This window comes from Hydrogenophaga sp., from assembly GCF_050250835.1.
GTDB lineage: Bacteria > Pseudomonadota > Gammaproteobacteria > Burkholderiales > Burkholderiaceae_C > Hydrogenophaga.
The window spans coordinates 379,648-394,608 of sequence record NZ_JBFWNX010000001.1 but is presented as its reverse complement, the minus strand read 5'-3'; the positions used below and the strand labels follow the sequence as shown (position 1 = coordinate 394,608).

Here is a 14,961-nt window from a genome sequence, read left to right as displayed (position 1 = left end):
ATCAGTATTGAACCTTCTTCTCGACGAAGCGGAACTGCACCACCGTGAGCGCAATGACAATGACCATCAGCACCACCGACTGCGCGGCCGATCCGCCCAGATCCAGCGCCTTGAATCCGTCGTAGTAGACCTTGTAGACCAGAATCGCGGTGTCCTTGCCGGGGCCGCCCTGCGTGGCAGCATCCACGATGGCGAAGGTGTCGAAGAAGGCATAGACCACGTTGATCACGAACAGGAAGAACGTGGTGGGTGAAAGCAGCGGAAACTGGATCGTCCAGAAACGGCGCCAAGGCTGCGCGCCGTCGATGGCGGCTGCTTCGATGAGCGATTTGGGGATGCTCTGCAGTCCGGCCAGGAAAAACAGGAAGTTGTACGAGATCTGCTTCCAGACCGAGGCCAGCACGATCAACGTCATGGCGTGGTTGCTGTTGAGCAGGCTGTTCCATTCGATGCCGATGGCGCGCAGGGCGTAGGAAATGACGCCAATGGAAGGCGCCAGCATGAACAGCCACAACACCCCCGCGACCGCAGGCGCCACGGCGTACGGCCAGATCAGCAGGGTCCGGTAGATCAGCGTGGCCTTGACCACCCGGTCGGCAAACACCGCCAGCACCAGCGAGATGCCGATGCCCAGGCTCGCAACCAGCACGGAGAAAACCGCTGTCGTCTTGAACGAAGCCAGGTAGGTGTCGTCATCGAGCAGATTTCGGAAATTCTGCAGACCCACCCACTCGGTGGAAATGCCGAATGCATCCGACTGCTGGAACGATTGCAGCAGCGCCTGGCCTGCTGGCCAGAAGAAAAACACCAGGATGACGAAGACCTGGGGCGCGAGCAAGGCCCATGGCAACCAGCTGGAACGGAAAACGACGCGTTTTTCAGAGGCCATGCGTGCCAATGGCGGTGGGTGGGAGCGGACTCATGCGCTGCGCGCGCAAAACGGGGCGGCATGTGAACCATGCCGCCCCGGCAAGCATACTCAGTTCTTGTTGGCGGCCTCGAATCGGACCAGCAGTTCGTTGCCGCGCTTGACCGCGCTGTCCAAGGCCTCCTTGGCGGATTTCTTGCCAGCCCAGACCTGCTCCAGTTCTTCGTCCTCAATGGCCCGGATCTGCACGAAGTTGCCCAGGCGGATGCCGCGCGACTTTTCCGTGGTCTTGCGGATCATCTGGTTCACGGCGACGTCGGTGCCGGGATTCTGTTTGTAGAAGCCCGACTTTTCGGTGGCTTCGAACGAAGCCAGCGTGATCGGCAGGTAGCCGGTGCGCTGGTGGCTCTTGGCCTGGATCTCGGCATTGGTCAGATAGTTGAAGAACGCGGCCACGCCCTTGTATTCAGGGGCTTTCTTGCCGGCCATCACCCACAGTGAAGCGCCACCGATCACCGTGTTCTGAGGCGCACCGGCCACGTCCGGGTAGTAAGGCAGTGGGGCGATGCCGAAGTCGAACTTGGCGTTTTTCTTGATGCTGGCGTAGGTGGACGAAGACGCCGTGGCCATGGCGCACTCCCCCGAGTAGAACGGCGCGTCGCCCGAGTTGCCCCGGCCTCGGTACACGAACAGTCCCTGCTTGGCCATGTTGGCCAGGTTCTCGATGTGGCGCACGTGCAGCGGGCTGTTAAAGGTGAGGCGCGAACTGGTGCCGCCAAACCCGTTGCCCTTGCTGGCGAACTCGGTGTTGTGCCAGGTGGAGAAGCTCTCCAGCTGGGTCCAGCCCTGCCAGCTCGTGGTGAAGGGACAGCTCACACCGGACGCCTTGAGCTTGGCGGCGGCCAGCACCACCTCCGGCCAGGTCTTGGGCGGCTGGTTGGGGTCGAGGCCGGCCTTCTTGAACAGGTCTTTGTTGTAGTTGAAGATGGTGGTCGAGCTGTTGAGCGGGAAGCTGAGCATCTGCCCGTTGGGCGCGGTGTAGTAACCGACGACCGCGGGAATGTAGGCCTTGGAATCGAATTTGTAGCCCGCATCCGCCATCACCTTGCCCACTGGCACGACCGCACCCTTGGCGGCCATCATGGTGGCGGTGCCCACCTCATACACCTGAAGAATGTGGGGCGCGTTGCCGGCACGGAAGGCCGCCACCGCGGCCGGCATGGTTTCGTCGTAGGTGCCCTTGTAAGTGGGCACGATCTTGAATTCCTTCTGGCTGGCGTTGAAGCCGTTGGCCAGGTCGATCACCCAGTCGTTGAGGCCGCCGGTCATGGAGTGCCACCACTGAATTTCCGTCTGGGCATGGGCGGGGCCGCTCATCAAGGCGGCGAGCGCCAGGGCGCCGGACAGGGGAAGAAGTCGCTTGTGCATGAATGCTCCTAGAGGGGTGTCGGGAACGGGGTAGCGTATGAGTCTTGTGTGACGAAACGATTGCAACGGCGTTTCCTGGCCATGACAACAGGGGTTTCCATAAGAGGGGTGGGTGTATGTTGCGCTGCGGTACCATCCTGGGTTCATCCCTGTCATGCTGGCGACTGCCACACACATGAACGCACCCACGCCGCTCTCGCTGATCGCCACACCCACCGACGAAGCGCCGCGCCTGCGCGAGATTCCCTACAACTACACCTCCTTCTCGGATCGTGAAATCGTCCTGCGTTTGCTGGGCGAGCGCGCCTGGTCGCTGCTGGATGGACTGCGTGGCGAGCGCCGCACCGGGCGCTCGGCCCGAATGTTGTACGAGGTGCTTGGCGACATCTGGGTGGTGCAACGCAATCCCTACTTGCAGGACGACCTGCTGGACAGCGCCAAACGCCGCCAGCAGCTGGTGGAAGCCCTTCACCACCGCCTGGGCGAGGTGCAGAAGCGCCGCACGCCGCAGGACGATGGCGCGCGCGATGCGCTCGTGGCCGAGCTGTTGACCGCGGCCCGCGCGGCAGTGGACCGTTTTGCCCGCTCGTTCGAAGACATGGCAACCCTGCGCCAACGGGCCAACAAGGTGCTGCGCAGGCTCACCGCGCGCGACAACATCAAGTTCGACGGACTCTCGCGCGTCTCCCACGTGACGGACGCGACCGACTGGCGCGTCGAATACCCCTTTGTGGTGCTCACACCCGACACCGAGGGCGAGATGGCCCTGCTGGTCAAAGGTTGCTTCGAACTCGGCCTGACGATCATTCCGCGCGGCGGCGGCACCGGCTACACCGGTGGTGCCATTCCATTGACGTGGAAGAGCGCAGTGATCAACACCGAAAAGCTCGAAGCCATGACCGAGGTCGAATGGGTCGCGGTGCCCGGCCACGACCAGCCGCTGCCCACCATCTGGACAGAGGCAGGCGTGGTCACGCAACGGGTGTCGGATGCAGCCGAACGGGCCGGGCACGTGTTCGCGGTGGACCCGACCAGTGCCGAGGCATCGTGCATCGGAGGCAACATTGCCATGAATGCGGGCGGCAAGAAGGCCGTGCTCTGGGGCACTGCGCTGGACAATCTGGTGAGCTGGCGCATGGTGACGCCCCAGGCGCAATGGCTGGAGGTCACGCGCACCGATCACAACCTGGGCAAGATACATGATGCCGAGGTGGCCAGCTTCGAGCTGAAGTACTTCGAGGCCGATGGCACCACGCCTGTGCGCACCGAACAATTGGCGATTCCAGGCAGGACCTTCCGCAAAGAAGGTCTGGGCAAGGACGTCACCGACAAATTCCTGAGCGGTCTGCCCGGCATTCAGAAAGAAGGCTGCGACGGTCTGATCACCAGCGCGCGCTGGGTGGTGCACCGCATGCCGCAGCACGTGCGCACGGTGTGCCTGGAATTCTTTGGCAACCCGCGCGACTGCGTGCCCTCCATCGTCGACATCAAGGACTTTATGTTCGGCGAGATGAAGCGGCCGGGCGGGGCGATACTGGCCGGCCTGGAACACTTGGACGACCGCTACCTCAAGGCGGTCGGCTATGCCACCAAGAGCAAGCGCGGCACGCTGCCCAAGATGGTGCTCGTTGGCGACATCGTGGGCGACGACGCCGACGCCGTGGCCCGCGCCACCAGCGAGGTGATCCGCCTGGCCAACTCGCGCAGCGGCGAGGGCTTCATTGCCATCAGCCCTGAGGCGCGCAAGAAGTTCTGGCTCGACCGCAAGCGCACCGCGGCCATCAGCAAGCACACCAACGCCTTCAAGATCAACGAGGACGTGGTGATTCCGCTGCCACGCATGGGCGAGTACACCGAAGGCATTGAGCGCATCAACATCGAACTCTCGCTGCGCAACAAGCTCAAGCTGTGCGAGGCACTGGAGAACTTCTTCACCAAGGGTCATCTGCCGTTGGGCAAGACCGACGACGCCAGCGACATTCCCAGTGCCGAACTGCTGGAGGATCGTGTGCAGCAAGCCCTGGCTTTGGTGCGCGGGGTGCGCACGCAATGGACAAGCTGGCTGCGCGACGTGGAAACCCTGTTCCCTCAGTTGCAGGACCACCGCCTGCGCGCGAGCTGGAAGACACAGATCCGCGCACCGCTGCAGCAGATCTTTGCCGGCGCCGCCTTCGGGCCCTTGCTGGCCGAATGCAATGCCATCCACCAGCGCGTGCTCAAAGGCCGCGTGTGGGTGGCGCTGCACATGCACGCGGGTGACGGCAACGTGCACACCAACATCCCGGTCAACAGCGACGACTACGAAATGTTGCAGACCGCGCACGAGGCTGTGGCCCGCATCATGGCGCTGGCGCGCCGGCTTGACGGCGTCATCTCGGGTGAGCACGGCATTGGCATCACCAAGCTGGAGTTCCTCACCGACGCGGAGTTGCAGCCGTTTGCCGAGTACAAGGGCCGCGTCGATCCCGACGGGCGCTTCAACAAGGGCAAGCTGCTGCGCCACGGGCCGGCGGGGGATGCCAACCTGCGCAGCGCCGACCTTTCCAACGCCTACACGCCGAGCTTCGGCCTGATGGGCCACGAATCGCTCATCATGCAGCGCAGCGACATCGGCGCCATAGCCGACAGTGTCAAGGACTGCCTGCGCTGCGGCAAGTGCAAGCCAGTGTGTGCCACGCACGTGCCGCGCGCGAACCTGCTCTATTCGCCGCGCAACAAGATCCTGGCCACCTCGTTGCTGATCGAGGCATTCCTGTACGAAGAACAGACGCGTCGAGGCATCAGCATCAAGCACTGGGAAGAGTTCGAGGACGTGGCCGACCATTGCACGGTCTGCCACAAGTGCCTCTCGCCGTGCCCGGTGAAGATCGACTTCGGCGACGTGACGATGAACATGCGCAACCTGTTGCGCAAGATGGGACAGAAGAGCTTCCGGCCCGGCAACGCCGCTGCCATGTTCTTCCTCAATGCCACCAACCCCGAAACGATCAAGCTCATGCGGGGTGCGATGGTAGGCGTGGGCTTCAAGGCCCAGCGCCTGGCCAACGACCTGTTCAAGCGCCTGGCGCGCAGACAGACCAGCGCACCGCCGGCCACGCTGGGGCCTGCGCCCGTCAAGGAGCAGGTGATTCATTTCATCAACAAGAAGATGCCGGGCGGCCTGCCCAAGAAGACCGCGCGCGCCTTGCTCGACATCGAGGACAAGGACTACGTGCCCATCATCCGCAATCCGGTGGCCACCACGGCCGAGACCGAGGCGGTGTTCTATTTCCCGGGCTGCGGCTCCGAGCGCCTGTTCAGCCAGGTGGGCCTGGCCACGCAGGCCATGCTGTGGCATGCCGGGGTGCAGACCGTGCTGCCGCCGGGCTACCTGTGTTGCGGCTACCCGCAGCGCGGCAGTGGGCAGTTTGACAAGGCGGAAAAGATCATCACCGACAACCGGGTGCTGTTCCACCGCGTGGCCAACACGCTGAACTACCTGGACATCAAGACCGTGGTGGTGAGCTGTGGAACCTGCTACGACCAGCTTCAGGGCTACGAATTCGACAAGATTTTCCCGGGCTGCCGCATCATCGACATTCACGAGTACCTGCTGGAAAAGGGCATCACGCTGGCGACGGGGCAGGGCGGGTACCTCTATCATGACCCCTGCCACACGCCCATGAAGCTGCAGGATCCGATGAAGACCGTCAAGGGCCTGATGGGTGACAACGTGGTTGAAAGCAAGCGCTGCTGCGGGGAATCGGGCACGCTGGGCGTGACCCGGCCCGACGTCTCCACGCAGATTCGCTTCCGCAAGGAAGAGGAAATCCAGAAGGGCGAGGCCGCATTGCGCGAGGCCGGCACCGTGGGCGAGAAAGACAACGTCAAGATATTGACCTCGTGTCCCAGCTGCCTTCAGGGACTGTCCCGTTACACCGATGACCTTCAGAACGGACTGCTTGAGGCCGATTACATCGTCGTGGAGATGGCGCGCCAGATCCTGGGCGAGCAGTGGCTGCCCGAGTACGTGGCCAAGGCCAACGAAGGCGGCATCGAGCGCGTGCTCGTCTGACCACGTCGACAACGGAGACACCCATGGCTGGACTGGACAAAAACACCCCCACACCGGAATCGATCACCTTGCATCAGCAGTCGCGCGTGCTGGAGGTCGGGTTCTCCGATGGCAGCGAATACCGCATTCCCTTCGAACTGATGCGCGTGTTCTCGCCCTCTGCCGAAGTCCAGGGCCACGGCAAGGGCCAGGAAGTGCTGCAGACCGGCAAGCGTGATGTGGATATCGTCGCGCTCGAGCCCGTGGGCAACTACGCGGTGCAGCCGACCTTCAGCGACGGCCACAGTTCCGGCATCTTTTCCTGGGACTACCTGCATTTCCTGGGGTCGAAACAGGCGGAGTTGTGGGCTGATTACAACGCACGCCTGGTGGCCGCGGGCGTGGAGCGCGATGCGCCCATGCCTGAAAAAGGCGGCCACGCCTGTGGAAGCCACTGAGCAGACGGGAGCACCTCATGGCATCGACACATTTCGGGTTCAAGACCGTGGACGAGGGCGAGAAGGCGCGGCACGTGCGCAGCGTGTTCGATTCGGTCGCACCCAGGTACGACGTGATGAACGACCTCATGTCGGCCGGCCTGCACCGCCTGTGGAAGCGTTACACGATCGCGGTGGCCCATCCGCAGCCTGGCGATCAGGTGCTCGACATTGCGGGCGGCACCGGTGACCTGGCGCTGGCTTTTGCACGCAAGGTGGGTGAGAAAGGCCGCGTGGTCCATACGGACATCAACGAAGCCATGCTTCGAGAGGGGCGCACCCGGTTGCTCGATCATGGCGTGGTGCTGCCGACCATGGTCTGTGATGCGGAACACCTGCCCTTCGCCAGCGGCTCCTTTGATCTGGTGTCGGTGGCCTTCGGCTTGCGCAACATGACGCACAAGGAACTTGCGTTGCGCGAGATGTATCGCACGCTCAAGCCGGGGGGCAAATTGCTGGTGCTGGAGTTTTCCCGGGTGGCGAAGCCCCTGGAAAAGGCCTATGACTGGTATTCATTCAACGTGCTGCCCAAACTGGGCAAGCTGGTGGCCAACGACGAGGCCAGCTACCGCTACCTCGCCGAGTCCATCCGCATGCATCCAGGGCAGGAAGCCCTGCGTCAATTGATGCGCGACGCCGGCTTTGGTCATGTGGACGTGCACAATCTGTCGGCGGGCGTGGTGGCGCTGCACGTGGGCATCAAGTGTTGAGTCGAATGTGATATTTCGTTTTCGTAATTTGAAGGGGGCAATGGCATGAACAAGTTGTGGTCGATGGTTCTGGTGTGCGCCATGGCGCTCGGGTCGCAGGACGTGTGGGCCAAGCGCATGGGCGGCGGGCTGTCTTTCGGCAAGCAGTCGGGGAACGTGACGCAGCAGCGCAGCACCACCCCGCCGGCCCAGCAGCAGGCCACACCGGCGCCCGCGCAGAATGCAGCGCGTCCTGCCACGGCCAACCCGGCCGGGGCGGCTGCCACTGCACCGAAGCGGCCCTGGGGTGCCATGCTGGGTGGCTTGGCCGCCGGCCTGGGTCTCGCCTGGCTGGCCTCGGCGCTGGGTTTTGGTGAGGCCTTCGCCCAGTTCCTGCTTTTCGCCTTGCTGGCGGTGGTGGTCATGGCGGTGATCGGCATGGTCATGCGCCGCCGAGCTGCAGGCTCTCAGGGCCTGGCTTACCAGGCCGCTGCCCAGGCCGGCAACTCGCAGTACGACCCGGCCACACCGCGCAGTTACCTGCCACAGAACGTGGGCAACGACGCCTCGGCCCGGCCCTGGGAGCGCAGCGGCCCGGTGGCGCTGGACAACCGGGACGCGCATGGCGGCGGCTCTCTGATCGGCTCCGCGCTCGGTGGCAGCCAGTCCTGGGGTATCCCTGCGGGCTTTGATGTGGAAGGCTTCCTGAGTGCGTCCAAGAAGAACTTCGTGAACCTGCAGGACGCCTGGGACCGCTCCGACATTCCCAGCCTGCGCGCCATGATGACCGACGGCATGCTGGAACAGATCCGAAGCCAGCTCGCCGAGCGCGAGCAAGCCAGCGCTGGCGTGCAGAACAAGACCGAAGTCGTCATGCTCGACGCGCAATTGCTGGGCATCGAGGAAATGGACGACGAATACATGGCCAGCGTTGAATTTTCGGGCCTGATCCGCGAGGACGCTTCTGCTGGCCCCAACCCGTTCCGCGAGGTCTGGAACATCACCCGTCCCAAGAGCGGTTCGGGCGGCTGGCTTGTCGCTGGCGTGCAGGCGCTCCAGTAAGACCATCAAGAGGTGTCAGAATCGGGTGGTCATGAACCATGAACCACCCGTTCCTCCTCCTGCGTCCGGTGCCGGGCCGCTGAACTTTCTGCAGTCGCTGCTGGGGGCCATCCGGCCACCTGAGTGGGTGGTGGACGAACTGCAAAACCGGCTGGTGCTCTTCCTCAACCATGTGTTGATGCAGGAAAAAGCAGCGCAGGAACGCCTGCGTCGCCAGAAGGGCAAGCCCGTGCGCATTCAGTGGGGCGACTTTCACCTCACGCTGGCGCCCACCGCAGCCGGCTTGCTGGAGCGTTGCGCTCCCGACACCAAAGCCGAACTCAGCATGACGCTGACCCAGGCCTCGCCATTCGACCTCGCTCAGAGTCTGCTGGCTGGAGACAAGCCTGGCGTGGACATTCAGGGCGATGTGCAACTGGCGGCCGAAGTGGCCTGGCTGGTGGACAACGTGCGCTGGGACCTGGAGGAAGACCTCTCCCGCGTGCTGGGCGACGCCACCGCCCATACCCTGTCGCGGTTTGCGCGTTCGGCAGCCCAGGCCGTCAAGTCCTTTGTCGACCGATTGCCCGAAGGTTTCCCTCCTCGGTCGCCGAACGCTGCTGCACCTGCCAGCCAACGCCCCGACGGTCCTTCCGCATGACGCGTCTCTTTCGCGGCGCCTTCATCGTCTGGGTGGTGTTGCGCTACGGGCTCGACGAACTCGTGCTCTCCAGCTTTCAGAGACCGGCGCTGCGGCTGCTCACGCGCATCGTCTCCATCGGGCGCAACCTCGATGCGCCGCGCGGCCAACGCCTGCGCGAGGCGCTCGAACGCCTAGGGCCCATCTTCGTCAAATTCGGCCAGGTGCTCTCCACTCGCCGCGACCTGCTTCCGAGCGACATCGCCGACGAACTCGCCCACTTGCAGGATCGGGTGCCGCCCTTCCCCAGTGAGGTGGCCGTGGCGACGATCGAACGCGCTTTCGGCAGGCCATTGTCCGAAGTGTTCACCGATTTCGAACAGGTTCCGGTGGCCAGCGCCTCCATTGCGCAGGTGCACTTTGCCACCCTTCGTGATGGCCGCCACGGTGGACGCGAGGTGGCGGTGAAGGTGTTGCGCCCTCACATGCTTCCGGTGATCGACAAGGACCTGAGCCTGATGCGCATGATGGCCGGCTGGGTCGAGCGCCTTTCCGCCGACGGCAAAAGGCTCAAGCCGCGCGAAGTGGTGGCGGAGTTTGACAAATACCTGCACGACGAACTCGACCTGCTGCGCGAGGCCGCCAATGCGGCCCAGTTGCGCCGCAACATGCAGGGTCTGGACCTGGTGCTCATTCCCGAGATGCTGTGGGACTACTGCCACACCGATGTGATGGTGATGGAGCGCATGCATGGCATTCCGATCAACCGTGTGGACGAGCTGCGTCGCCAGGGGGTGGACATCCCCAAGCTGGCGCGCGATGGCGTCACCATCTTTTTCACGCAGGTGTTCCGCGACGGTTTCTTCCATGCCGACATGCACCCGGGCAACATCCAGGTCAGTACCGAGCCGGGCACCTTCGGGCGTTACATTTCGCTCGATTTCGGCATCGTGGGAACGCTCACGGAGTTCGACAAGGAGTACCTGGCGCAGAACTTCACGGCGTTCTTCCGTCGCGATTACAAGCGCGTGGCCGAGCTCCACATCGAATCCGGCTGGGTGCCTGCCGACACCCGCGTGGACGAACTGGAATCGGCCATCCGGGCGGTGTGCGAACCCTACTTCGACCGGCCGCTGAAAGAAATCTCGCTCGGTCTGGTGCTCATGCGCCTGTTCCAGACCTCTCGGCGATTCCATGTGGAAATCCAGCCGCAACTGGTGCTGTTGCAGAAAACCCTGCTCAACATTGAGGGTCTGGGGCGCGAGCTGGATCCCGAACTGGACCTCTGGAACACCGCCAAGCCCTTCCTGGAGAGCTGGATGATCGAGCAGGTGGGGCCCAGGAAGTTGCTGCAGCAGCTCAAGGCAGAGGCACCGCAATATGCCAAGCTGTTGCCGGCGCTGCCACGCCTGCTGCACGACTATCTGCATCACAAGCCTCACGAACTGCGTCGGGAGATCGACCAGCTCTTGGCTGAACAGCGCCGCACCAACCGGCTGCTGCAGGGTCTCCTCTACGCTGGGCTGGGATTCCTGCTGGGCCTGCTGGCCATGCAGTTCCTGGTGCGCGTGCAACTCTGGTAGCGCCCGACACCCGGGAAGGCGGGGGCAAGGCCCTCAATTTATAATGACGGGTTTTGTTCCACGCCCCGTGCGTGGGGCGTCTGGCGCCGATCTGCGCCCCCATCCTCGTCGCGGGGCTCCCGCTCCCAACCGGTTCACGTCATGCCCATCTATGCCTACAAGTGCGAGTCCTGCGGCCATGCCAAGGACGTGTTGCAGAAAATGTCGGACGATCCCCTCAGTGTCTGCCCCGCGTGCGGGCAGTCCACGTTCCGCAAGCAATTGACCGCCGCCGGCTTCCAGCTCAAGGGCTCGGGCTGGTACGTCACCGATTTCCGCGAGGGGCAAAAGCCGGCAGCGCCAGCCGCTGCCCCGGCGGCCGAGCCCGCCAAGGCCGCGGCGGAACCTGCACCGGCTTCCGGGACTGCGCCTGCGCCTGCGCCTGCAGCGGCCGCCGCGCCCGCGGCGGCACCGCCAGCCGCTGCCCCGGCACCACCGCCTTCGACCACCTGAGCGCGCCCATGCCCTCTTTTCGCAAGTGGCTGTTCTCGGGCCTGCTGGTGCTGGTCCCTCTGATCGTCACCCTTTGGGTGCTCGAGTGGGTGGTCAGCACGCTCGATCAGACCCTGCGCATCCTGCCTTCGAGCTGGCAGCCTGACCAATTGCTGGGAGTGCACATCCCGGGCCTGGGCGTGTTGTTCGCGCTGGTGGTCGTGTTGTCCATCGGCGCGCTGGCCTCCAACATCATCGGCAACAAGCTCGTGCACTGGTGGCACGCGCTGTTGCATCGCATCCCGGTGGTGCGCTCCGTCTACTCGGGCGTCAAGCAAGTGTCCGACACGCTGTTCTCCGAAAAAGGCAACGCGTTTCGCAAGGCGCTGCTGGTGCAATGGCCGCACGAGGGCATGTGGACCATCGCCTTCCTCACCGGCTCGCCCGCGGGCGACGTGTTGCACCAACTCAAGGCGCAGCCCGGTGGCCTGGGCGAGTTCGACGAATTTCTCAGCGTCTACGTGCCGACCACACCCAACCCCACCGGAGGCTATTTCGTCATGGTGCGAAAGAGCGCCTGTGTGGAGTTGCAGATGAGTGTGGACGAGGCGCTCACCTACATCGTGTCCATGGGCGTGATCGTGCCCGGCGGGCCGAGGAATCCGCACTTCCCTGTGGTAGCCGACGGCACCAACCGACCCCTTCCCTGATGTTTCCCGGCAGGCGTGGCCTGCCAATCTGTTGAAAGCAAAATCAAATGGCCATGCGTTCCCACTATTGCGGTCTGGTGACCGAAGCCCAGCTGGGTGAAACCGTCAAGCTCTGTGGCTGGGTCAACCGTCGGCGCGACCATGGTGGCGTGATCTTCATCGACCTGCGCGACCGCGAAGGCTATGTGCAGGTGGTCTGCGACCCCGACCGTGCCGAGATGTTCAAGACCGCTGAAGACGTGCGCAACGAATTCTGTGTTCAGGTCACCGGCCTGGTGCGCGCGCGTCCGGCGGGCACCACCAACGACAAACTCAAGAGTGGCCAGATCGAGGTGCTCTGCCACGAGCTCAAGGTGCTCAACGCGTCGGTTACGCCGCCCTTCCAGCTCGACGACGAAAACCTTTCCGAGACCACGCGCCTCACGCACCGCGTGCTCGATCTGCGCCGTCCGTACATGCAGAACAACCTGATGCTGCGCTACCGTGTGGCCATGGAGGTGCGCAAGTTCCTGGATGCCAACGGTTTCATCGACATCGAGACGCCGATGCTCACCAAGAGCACACCCGAGGGCGCGCGCGACTACCTGGTGCCCAGCCGCGTGCATGCGGGCCATTTCTTTGCATTGCCGCAATCGCCACAGTTGTTCAAGCAGCTGCTCATGGTGGCCGGCTTTGATCGGTACTACCAGATCACCAAGTGTTTCCGCGACGAAGACCTGCGCGCAGACCGCCAGCCCGAGTTCACGCAGATCGACATTGAAACCTCCTTCCTCACCGAAGAGGACATCCGCGACATGTTCCAGGGCATGATCAAGACGGTGTTCCAGAACACGCTTGGGGTCGATCTGGGCGAATTCCCCGTGATGGCCTATGGCGAAGCCATGCAGCGTTTTGGTTCGGACAAGCCCGACCTTCGCGTTCGGCTTGAGTTCACCGAGCTCACCGACGTGATGGCCGATGTGGATTTCAAGGTCTTCTCCGCACCCGCCACCATGAAGGGCGGCCGTGTGGTCGCGCTGTGCGTGCGCGGCGGCGGCGACATGAGCCGCAGCGAGATCGACGCCTACACCGAATTCGTGAAGATCTATGGTGCCAAAGGCCTGGCCTGGATCAAGGTCAATGACCCCGCCAAGGGCCGCGACGGTCTGCAGAGCCCGATCGTGAAGAACCTGCACGACCAGGCGCTGACCGAGGTGCTTTCGCGCACCGGAGCCAAGGCCGGCGACATCATCTTCTTCGGCGCCGACAAGGCCAAGATCGTCAACGACGCCATCGGCGCGCTTCGCTTGAAGGTCGGGCACAGTGAACTTGGCCGTAAGAATGGCTTGTTCGAAGACCGCTGGGCCCCGATGTGGGTGGTGGACTTCCCGATGTTCGAGCACGACGAGGAAGCCGACCGCTGGACGGCGGTGCATCACCCTTTCACGGCACCCAAGGACGGACACGAGGACTGGATGGTCACCGCGCCTGAACGCTGCATTGCCAAGGGATACGACATGGTGCTCAACGGCTGGGAGATCGGTGGCGGCTCGGTGCGGATCCACACCGCCGCTGTGCAGCAGAAGGTGTTCGACGCGCTCAAGATCACGCCCGAAGAAGCCCAGCTCAAGTTCGGCTTCCTGTTGGACGCGCTGCAGTACGGTGCTCCGCCCCACGGCGGCCTGGCGTTCGGCCTGGATCGCATCGTCACCCTCATGACCGGCGCCGAGTCCATTCGCGATGTGATCGCGTTCCCCAAGACGCAGCGCGCCCAGTGCCTGTTGACCCAGGCGCCCAGTCCGGTGGACGAAAAGCAATTGCGCGAGTTGCACATCCGCCTGCGCAACGTCGAGGCCGTCAAGTCCTGACGCACCGCGCGGGAGCAGGACAGAAAGGGCGCAGAAATAGCGCCCTTTTTGCTGGTATCGCACCAGTCTGCGCGGTTATCTTCCGGCAATTTCATTCATCTGAGCGGGTTTGTTAGGATGGCCCTTTAAAAGGAGTCCGCCATGAGCACCCGCAAGACCGAATCCGCCGACCCCAAAGAAAAGCTCGTTGCCGATCTCCAGCGCGTGATCGCCGATGCCGAGGAGCTGATGCAGGCCACCGCCCACCAGACCGAGGGCAAGGTGGCGGAATTGCGCGATCGAATCAACGAGAACCTTCGCGCCGCGCGCCACAAGCTGGCCGATGCGGAAGATGCGATCAAGGAAAAGACCCGCGAAGTGGCGCGGGCCACCGACGACTACGTACACGAACACCCCTGGCGCGCCATTGGCACGGCCGCTGGCGTGGGACTGGTCATCGGTCTCCTGATCGGGCGCCGCTGAACCCGTCACCAGAAAGCCCCATGGCCTCGCCGCAACGCCTCTCGTCGTCGCTGCGCGGTCTCGCCAGCACCGTGCTTGAACTGCTTCAGGTGCGCCTGGAGCTGTTCAGCGTAGAGGCGCAGGAAGAAATTCTGCGCGTGGGCGCGCTGATGGTGTATGGCGCCATCGCCGTGACCTTTCTCAGTCTGGGACTGACATTCCTGGCGCTGCTCATCACCGTGGCCCTTTGGGACAGCCACCGCCTGCTGGCCCTGGGCATCTTTACCGCGCTGTTTTTGTTGACCGGAGGCGTCGCGGCCTGGCTCGCGAGACAGCGGGTCCGGAGTGGCACGCGCCTGTTTTCGGCCAGCATCGAAGAGTTGCGGCAGGATCGGGAGGATTTGGGATCATGAACGCGCGCGCCCGGGTGCTGGCTCGGCGCCGCGAACGTCTGGTTCAGCACTCGTCGCATCTGCGGCGGCAGGCCGGAGCGGAAGTGCGAGACCTGCAAGGTGCCTTTATCTGGATCGAAAGGGCGCAGGACGCGTGGCATTGGGTGCGCGCCAATCCGCTGGTGGTGGCCGGTGCCGTGGGCACGCTGGCACTGTGGCGTCCGCGACGGGCATTGGGATTGGGCGTTCGCGCCTGGTCCCTGTGGCGCTTGGTGCGCCGCGTGATGGCGCTTCGCGCCGCCTTCATTCCCCCGCGCTGAG

The 14,961-nt window shown here is 63.7% G+C and carries 14 protein-coding genes; 12 read left to right on the top strand and 2 right to left on the bottom strand.

Translation table 11 applies throughout. The annotated features are described in order from the left end of the window. Window position 1 precedes the first annotated feature (1 nt). Together ugpA and ugpB are read right to left on the bottom strand one after the other, a co-directional pair. The gene (gene ugpA / locus AB7F11_RS01820) at window positions 2-889 is read right to left on the bottom strand and encodes a sn-glycerol-3-phosphate ABC transporter permease UgpA (protein ID WP_428288261.1); all 888 of its coding nucleotides are present in this window, start codon (window positions 887-889) and stop codon (window positions 2-4) included. Window positions 890-979: 90 nt separating this feature from the next. Continuing rightward, the gene (gene ugpB, locus AB7F11_RS01815; RefSeq protein ID WP_428288262.1) at window positions 980-2,296 is read right to left on the bottom strand and encodes a sn-glycerol-3-phosphate ABC transporter substrate-binding protein UgpB; all 1,317 of its coding nucleotides are present in this window, start codon (window positions 2,294-2,296) and stop codon (window positions 980-982) included. Window positions 2,297-2,471: 175 nt separating this feature from the next. Here ugpB and AB7F11_RS01810 point away from each other — a divergent pair, with 175 nt between their 5' ends. From AB7F11_RS01810 to AB7F11_RS01755, 12 genes are all read left to right on the top strand, one after another. Continuing rightward, window positions 2,472-6,350 carry a DUF3683 domain-containing protein gene (locus AB7F11_RS01810; protein ID WP_428288263.1) on the top strand — a complete coding sequence of 1,293 codons (3,879 nt, stop codon included), beginning with the start codon at window positions 2,472-2,474 and terminating at the stop codon, window positions 6,348-6,350. Window positions 6,351-6,373: 23 nt separating this feature from the next. Next, a complete protein-coding gene (locus AB7F11_RS01805; protein ID WP_428288264.1) occupies window positions 6,374-6,787 on the top strand; it encodes a gamma-butyrobetaine hydroxylase-like domain-containing protein in 414 nt (137 codons plus the stop codon). A gap of 17 nt (window positions 6,788-6,804) precedes the next feature. Beyond that, window positions 6,805-7,536: a bifunctional demethylmenaquinone methyltransferase/2-methoxy-6-polyprenyl-1,4-benzoquinol methylase UbiE gene (gene ubiE / locus AB7F11_RS01800; RefSeq protein ID WP_428288265.1), complete on the top strand. Its 732-nt coding sequence runs from the start codon at window positions 6,805-6,807 to the stop codon at window positions 7,534-7,536. A 45-nt stretch (window positions 7,537-7,581) separates the two neighbouring features. Further along, a complete protein-coding gene (locus AB7F11_RS01795; RefSeq protein WP_428288266.1) occupies window positions 7,582-8,577 on the top strand; it encodes a Tim44 domain-containing protein in 996 nt (331 codons plus the stop codon). Window positions 8,578-8,608: 31 nt separating this feature from the next. Next, window positions 8,609-9,217: a ubiquinone biosynthesis accessory factor UbiJ gene (locus AB7F11_RS01790; RefSeq protein ID WP_428288267.1), complete on the top strand. Its 609-nt coding sequence runs from the start codon at window positions 8,609-8,611 to the stop codon at window positions 9,215-9,217. After that, window positions 9,214-10,779: a ubiquinone biosynthesis regulatory protein kinase UbiB gene (gene ubiB / locus AB7F11_RS01785; protein ID WP_428288268.1), complete on the top strand. Its 1,566-nt coding sequence runs from the start codon at window positions 9,214-9,216 to the stop codon at window positions 10,777-10,779. Before AB7F11_RS01790 ends, ubiB begins: the two co-directional genes overlap by 4 nt. 141 nt (window positions 10,780-10,920) lie before the next feature. Then, a complete protein-coding gene (locus AB7F11_RS01780; protein WP_428288269.1) occupies window positions 10,921-11,271 on the top strand; it encodes an FmdB family zinc ribbon protein in 351 nt (116 codons plus the stop codon). 8 nt (window positions 11,272-11,279) lie between these two features. Then, window positions 11,280-11,960, top strand: coding sequence for a DUF502 domain-containing protein (locus tag AB7F11_RS01775; protein WP_428288270.1), 681 nt, complete (start codon window positions 11,280-11,282; stop codon window positions 11,958-11,960). Window positions 11,961-12,007: 47 nt separating this feature from the next. After that, the gene (aspS, locus tag AB7F11_RS01770; protein ID WP_428288271.1) at window positions 12,008-13,807 is read left to right on the top strand and encodes an aspartate--tRNA ligase; all 1,800 of its coding nucleotides are present in this window, start codon (window positions 12,008-12,010) and stop codon (window positions 13,805-13,807) included. Between the two features lie 141 nt (window positions 13,808-13,948). Beyond that, window positions 13,949-14,269 carry a DUF883 family protein gene (locus tag AB7F11_RS01765; protein ID WP_428288272.1) on the top strand — a complete coding sequence of 107 codons (321 nt, stop codon included), beginning with the start codon at window positions 13,949-13,951 and terminating at the stop codon, window positions 14,267-14,269. A 20-nt stretch (window positions 14,270-14,289) separates the two neighbouring features. Further along, window positions 14,290-14,661 carry a phage holin family protein gene (locus AB7F11_RS01760; protein ID WP_428288273.1) on the top strand — a complete coding sequence of 124 codons (372 nt, stop codon included), beginning with the start codon at window positions 14,290-14,292 and terminating at the stop codon, window positions 14,659-14,661. Continuing rightward, the gene (locus AB7F11_RS01755) at window positions 14,658-14,960 is read left to right on the top strand and encodes a YqjK family protein (RefSeq protein ID WP_428288274.1); all 303 of its coding nucleotides are present in this window, start codon (window positions 14,658-14,660) and stop codon (window positions 14,958-14,960) included. Before AB7F11_RS01760 ends, AB7F11_RS01755 begins: the two co-directional genes overlap by 4 nt. The last annotated feature ends 1 nt before the right edge of the window (window position 14,961 follow it).

Excerpts from the sequence above, each read along its gene's own strand:
- AB7F11_RS01775 (WP_428288270.1), top strand. The coding sequence starts at position 11,280 with ATGCCCTCTTTTCGCAAGTGGCTGTTCTCGGGCCTGCTGGTGCTGGTC.
- AB7F11_RS01795 (WP_428288266.1), top strand. The coding sequence starts at position 7,582 with ATGAACAAGTTGTGGTCGATGGTTCTGGTGTGCGCCATGGCGCTCGGG.
- ugpB (WP_428288262.1), bottom strand. The coding sequence starts at position 2,296 with ATGCACAAGCGACTTCTTCCCCTGTCCGGCGCCCTGGCGCTCGCCGCC.
- AB7F11_RS01765 (WP_428288272.1), top strand. The coding sequence starts at position 13,949 with ATGAGCACCCGCAAGACCGAATCCGCCGACCCCAAAGAAAAGCTCGTT.
- ugpA (WP_428288261.1), bottom strand. The coding sequence starts at position 889 with ATGGCCTCTGAAAAACGCGTCGTTTTCCGTTCCAGCTGGTTGCCATGG.
- AB7F11_RS01790 (WP_428288267.1), top strand. The coding sequence starts at position 8,609 with ATGAACCATGAACCACCCGTTCCTCCTCCTGCGTCCGGTGCCGGGCCG.
- AB7F11_RS01755 (WP_428288274.1), top strand. The coding sequence starts at position 14,658 with ATGAACGCGCGCGCCCGGGTGCTGGCTCGGCGCCGCGAACGTCTGGTT.
- ubiE (WP_428288265.1), top strand. The coding sequence starts at position 6,805 with ATGGCATCGACACATTTCGGGTTCAAGACCGTGGACGAGGGCGAGAAG.
- AB7F11_RS01780 (WP_428288269.1), top strand. The coding sequence starts at position 10,921 with ATGCCCATCTATGCCTACAAGTGCGAGTCCTGCGGCCATGCCAAGGAC.
- aspS (WP_428288271.1), top strand. The coding sequence starts at position 12,008 with ATGGCCATGCGTTCCCACTATTGCGGTCTGGTGACCGAAGCCCAGCTG.
- AB7F11_RS01760 (WP_428288273.1), top strand. The coding sequence starts at position 14,290 with ATGGCCTCGCCGCAACGCCTCTCGTCGTCGCTGCGCGGTCTCGCCAGC.
- AB7F11_RS01805 (WP_428288264.1), top strand. The coding sequence starts at position 6,374 with ATGGCTGGACTGGACAAAAACACCCCCACACCGGAATCGATCACCTTG.
- AB7F11_RS01810 (WP_428288263.1), top strand. The coding sequence starts at position 2,472 with ATGAACGCACCCACGCCGCTCTCGCTGATCGCCACACCCACCGACGAA.
- ubiB (WP_428288268.1), top strand. The coding sequence starts at position 9,214 with ATGACGCGTCTCTTTCGCGGCGCCTTCATCGTCTGGGTGGTGTTGCGC.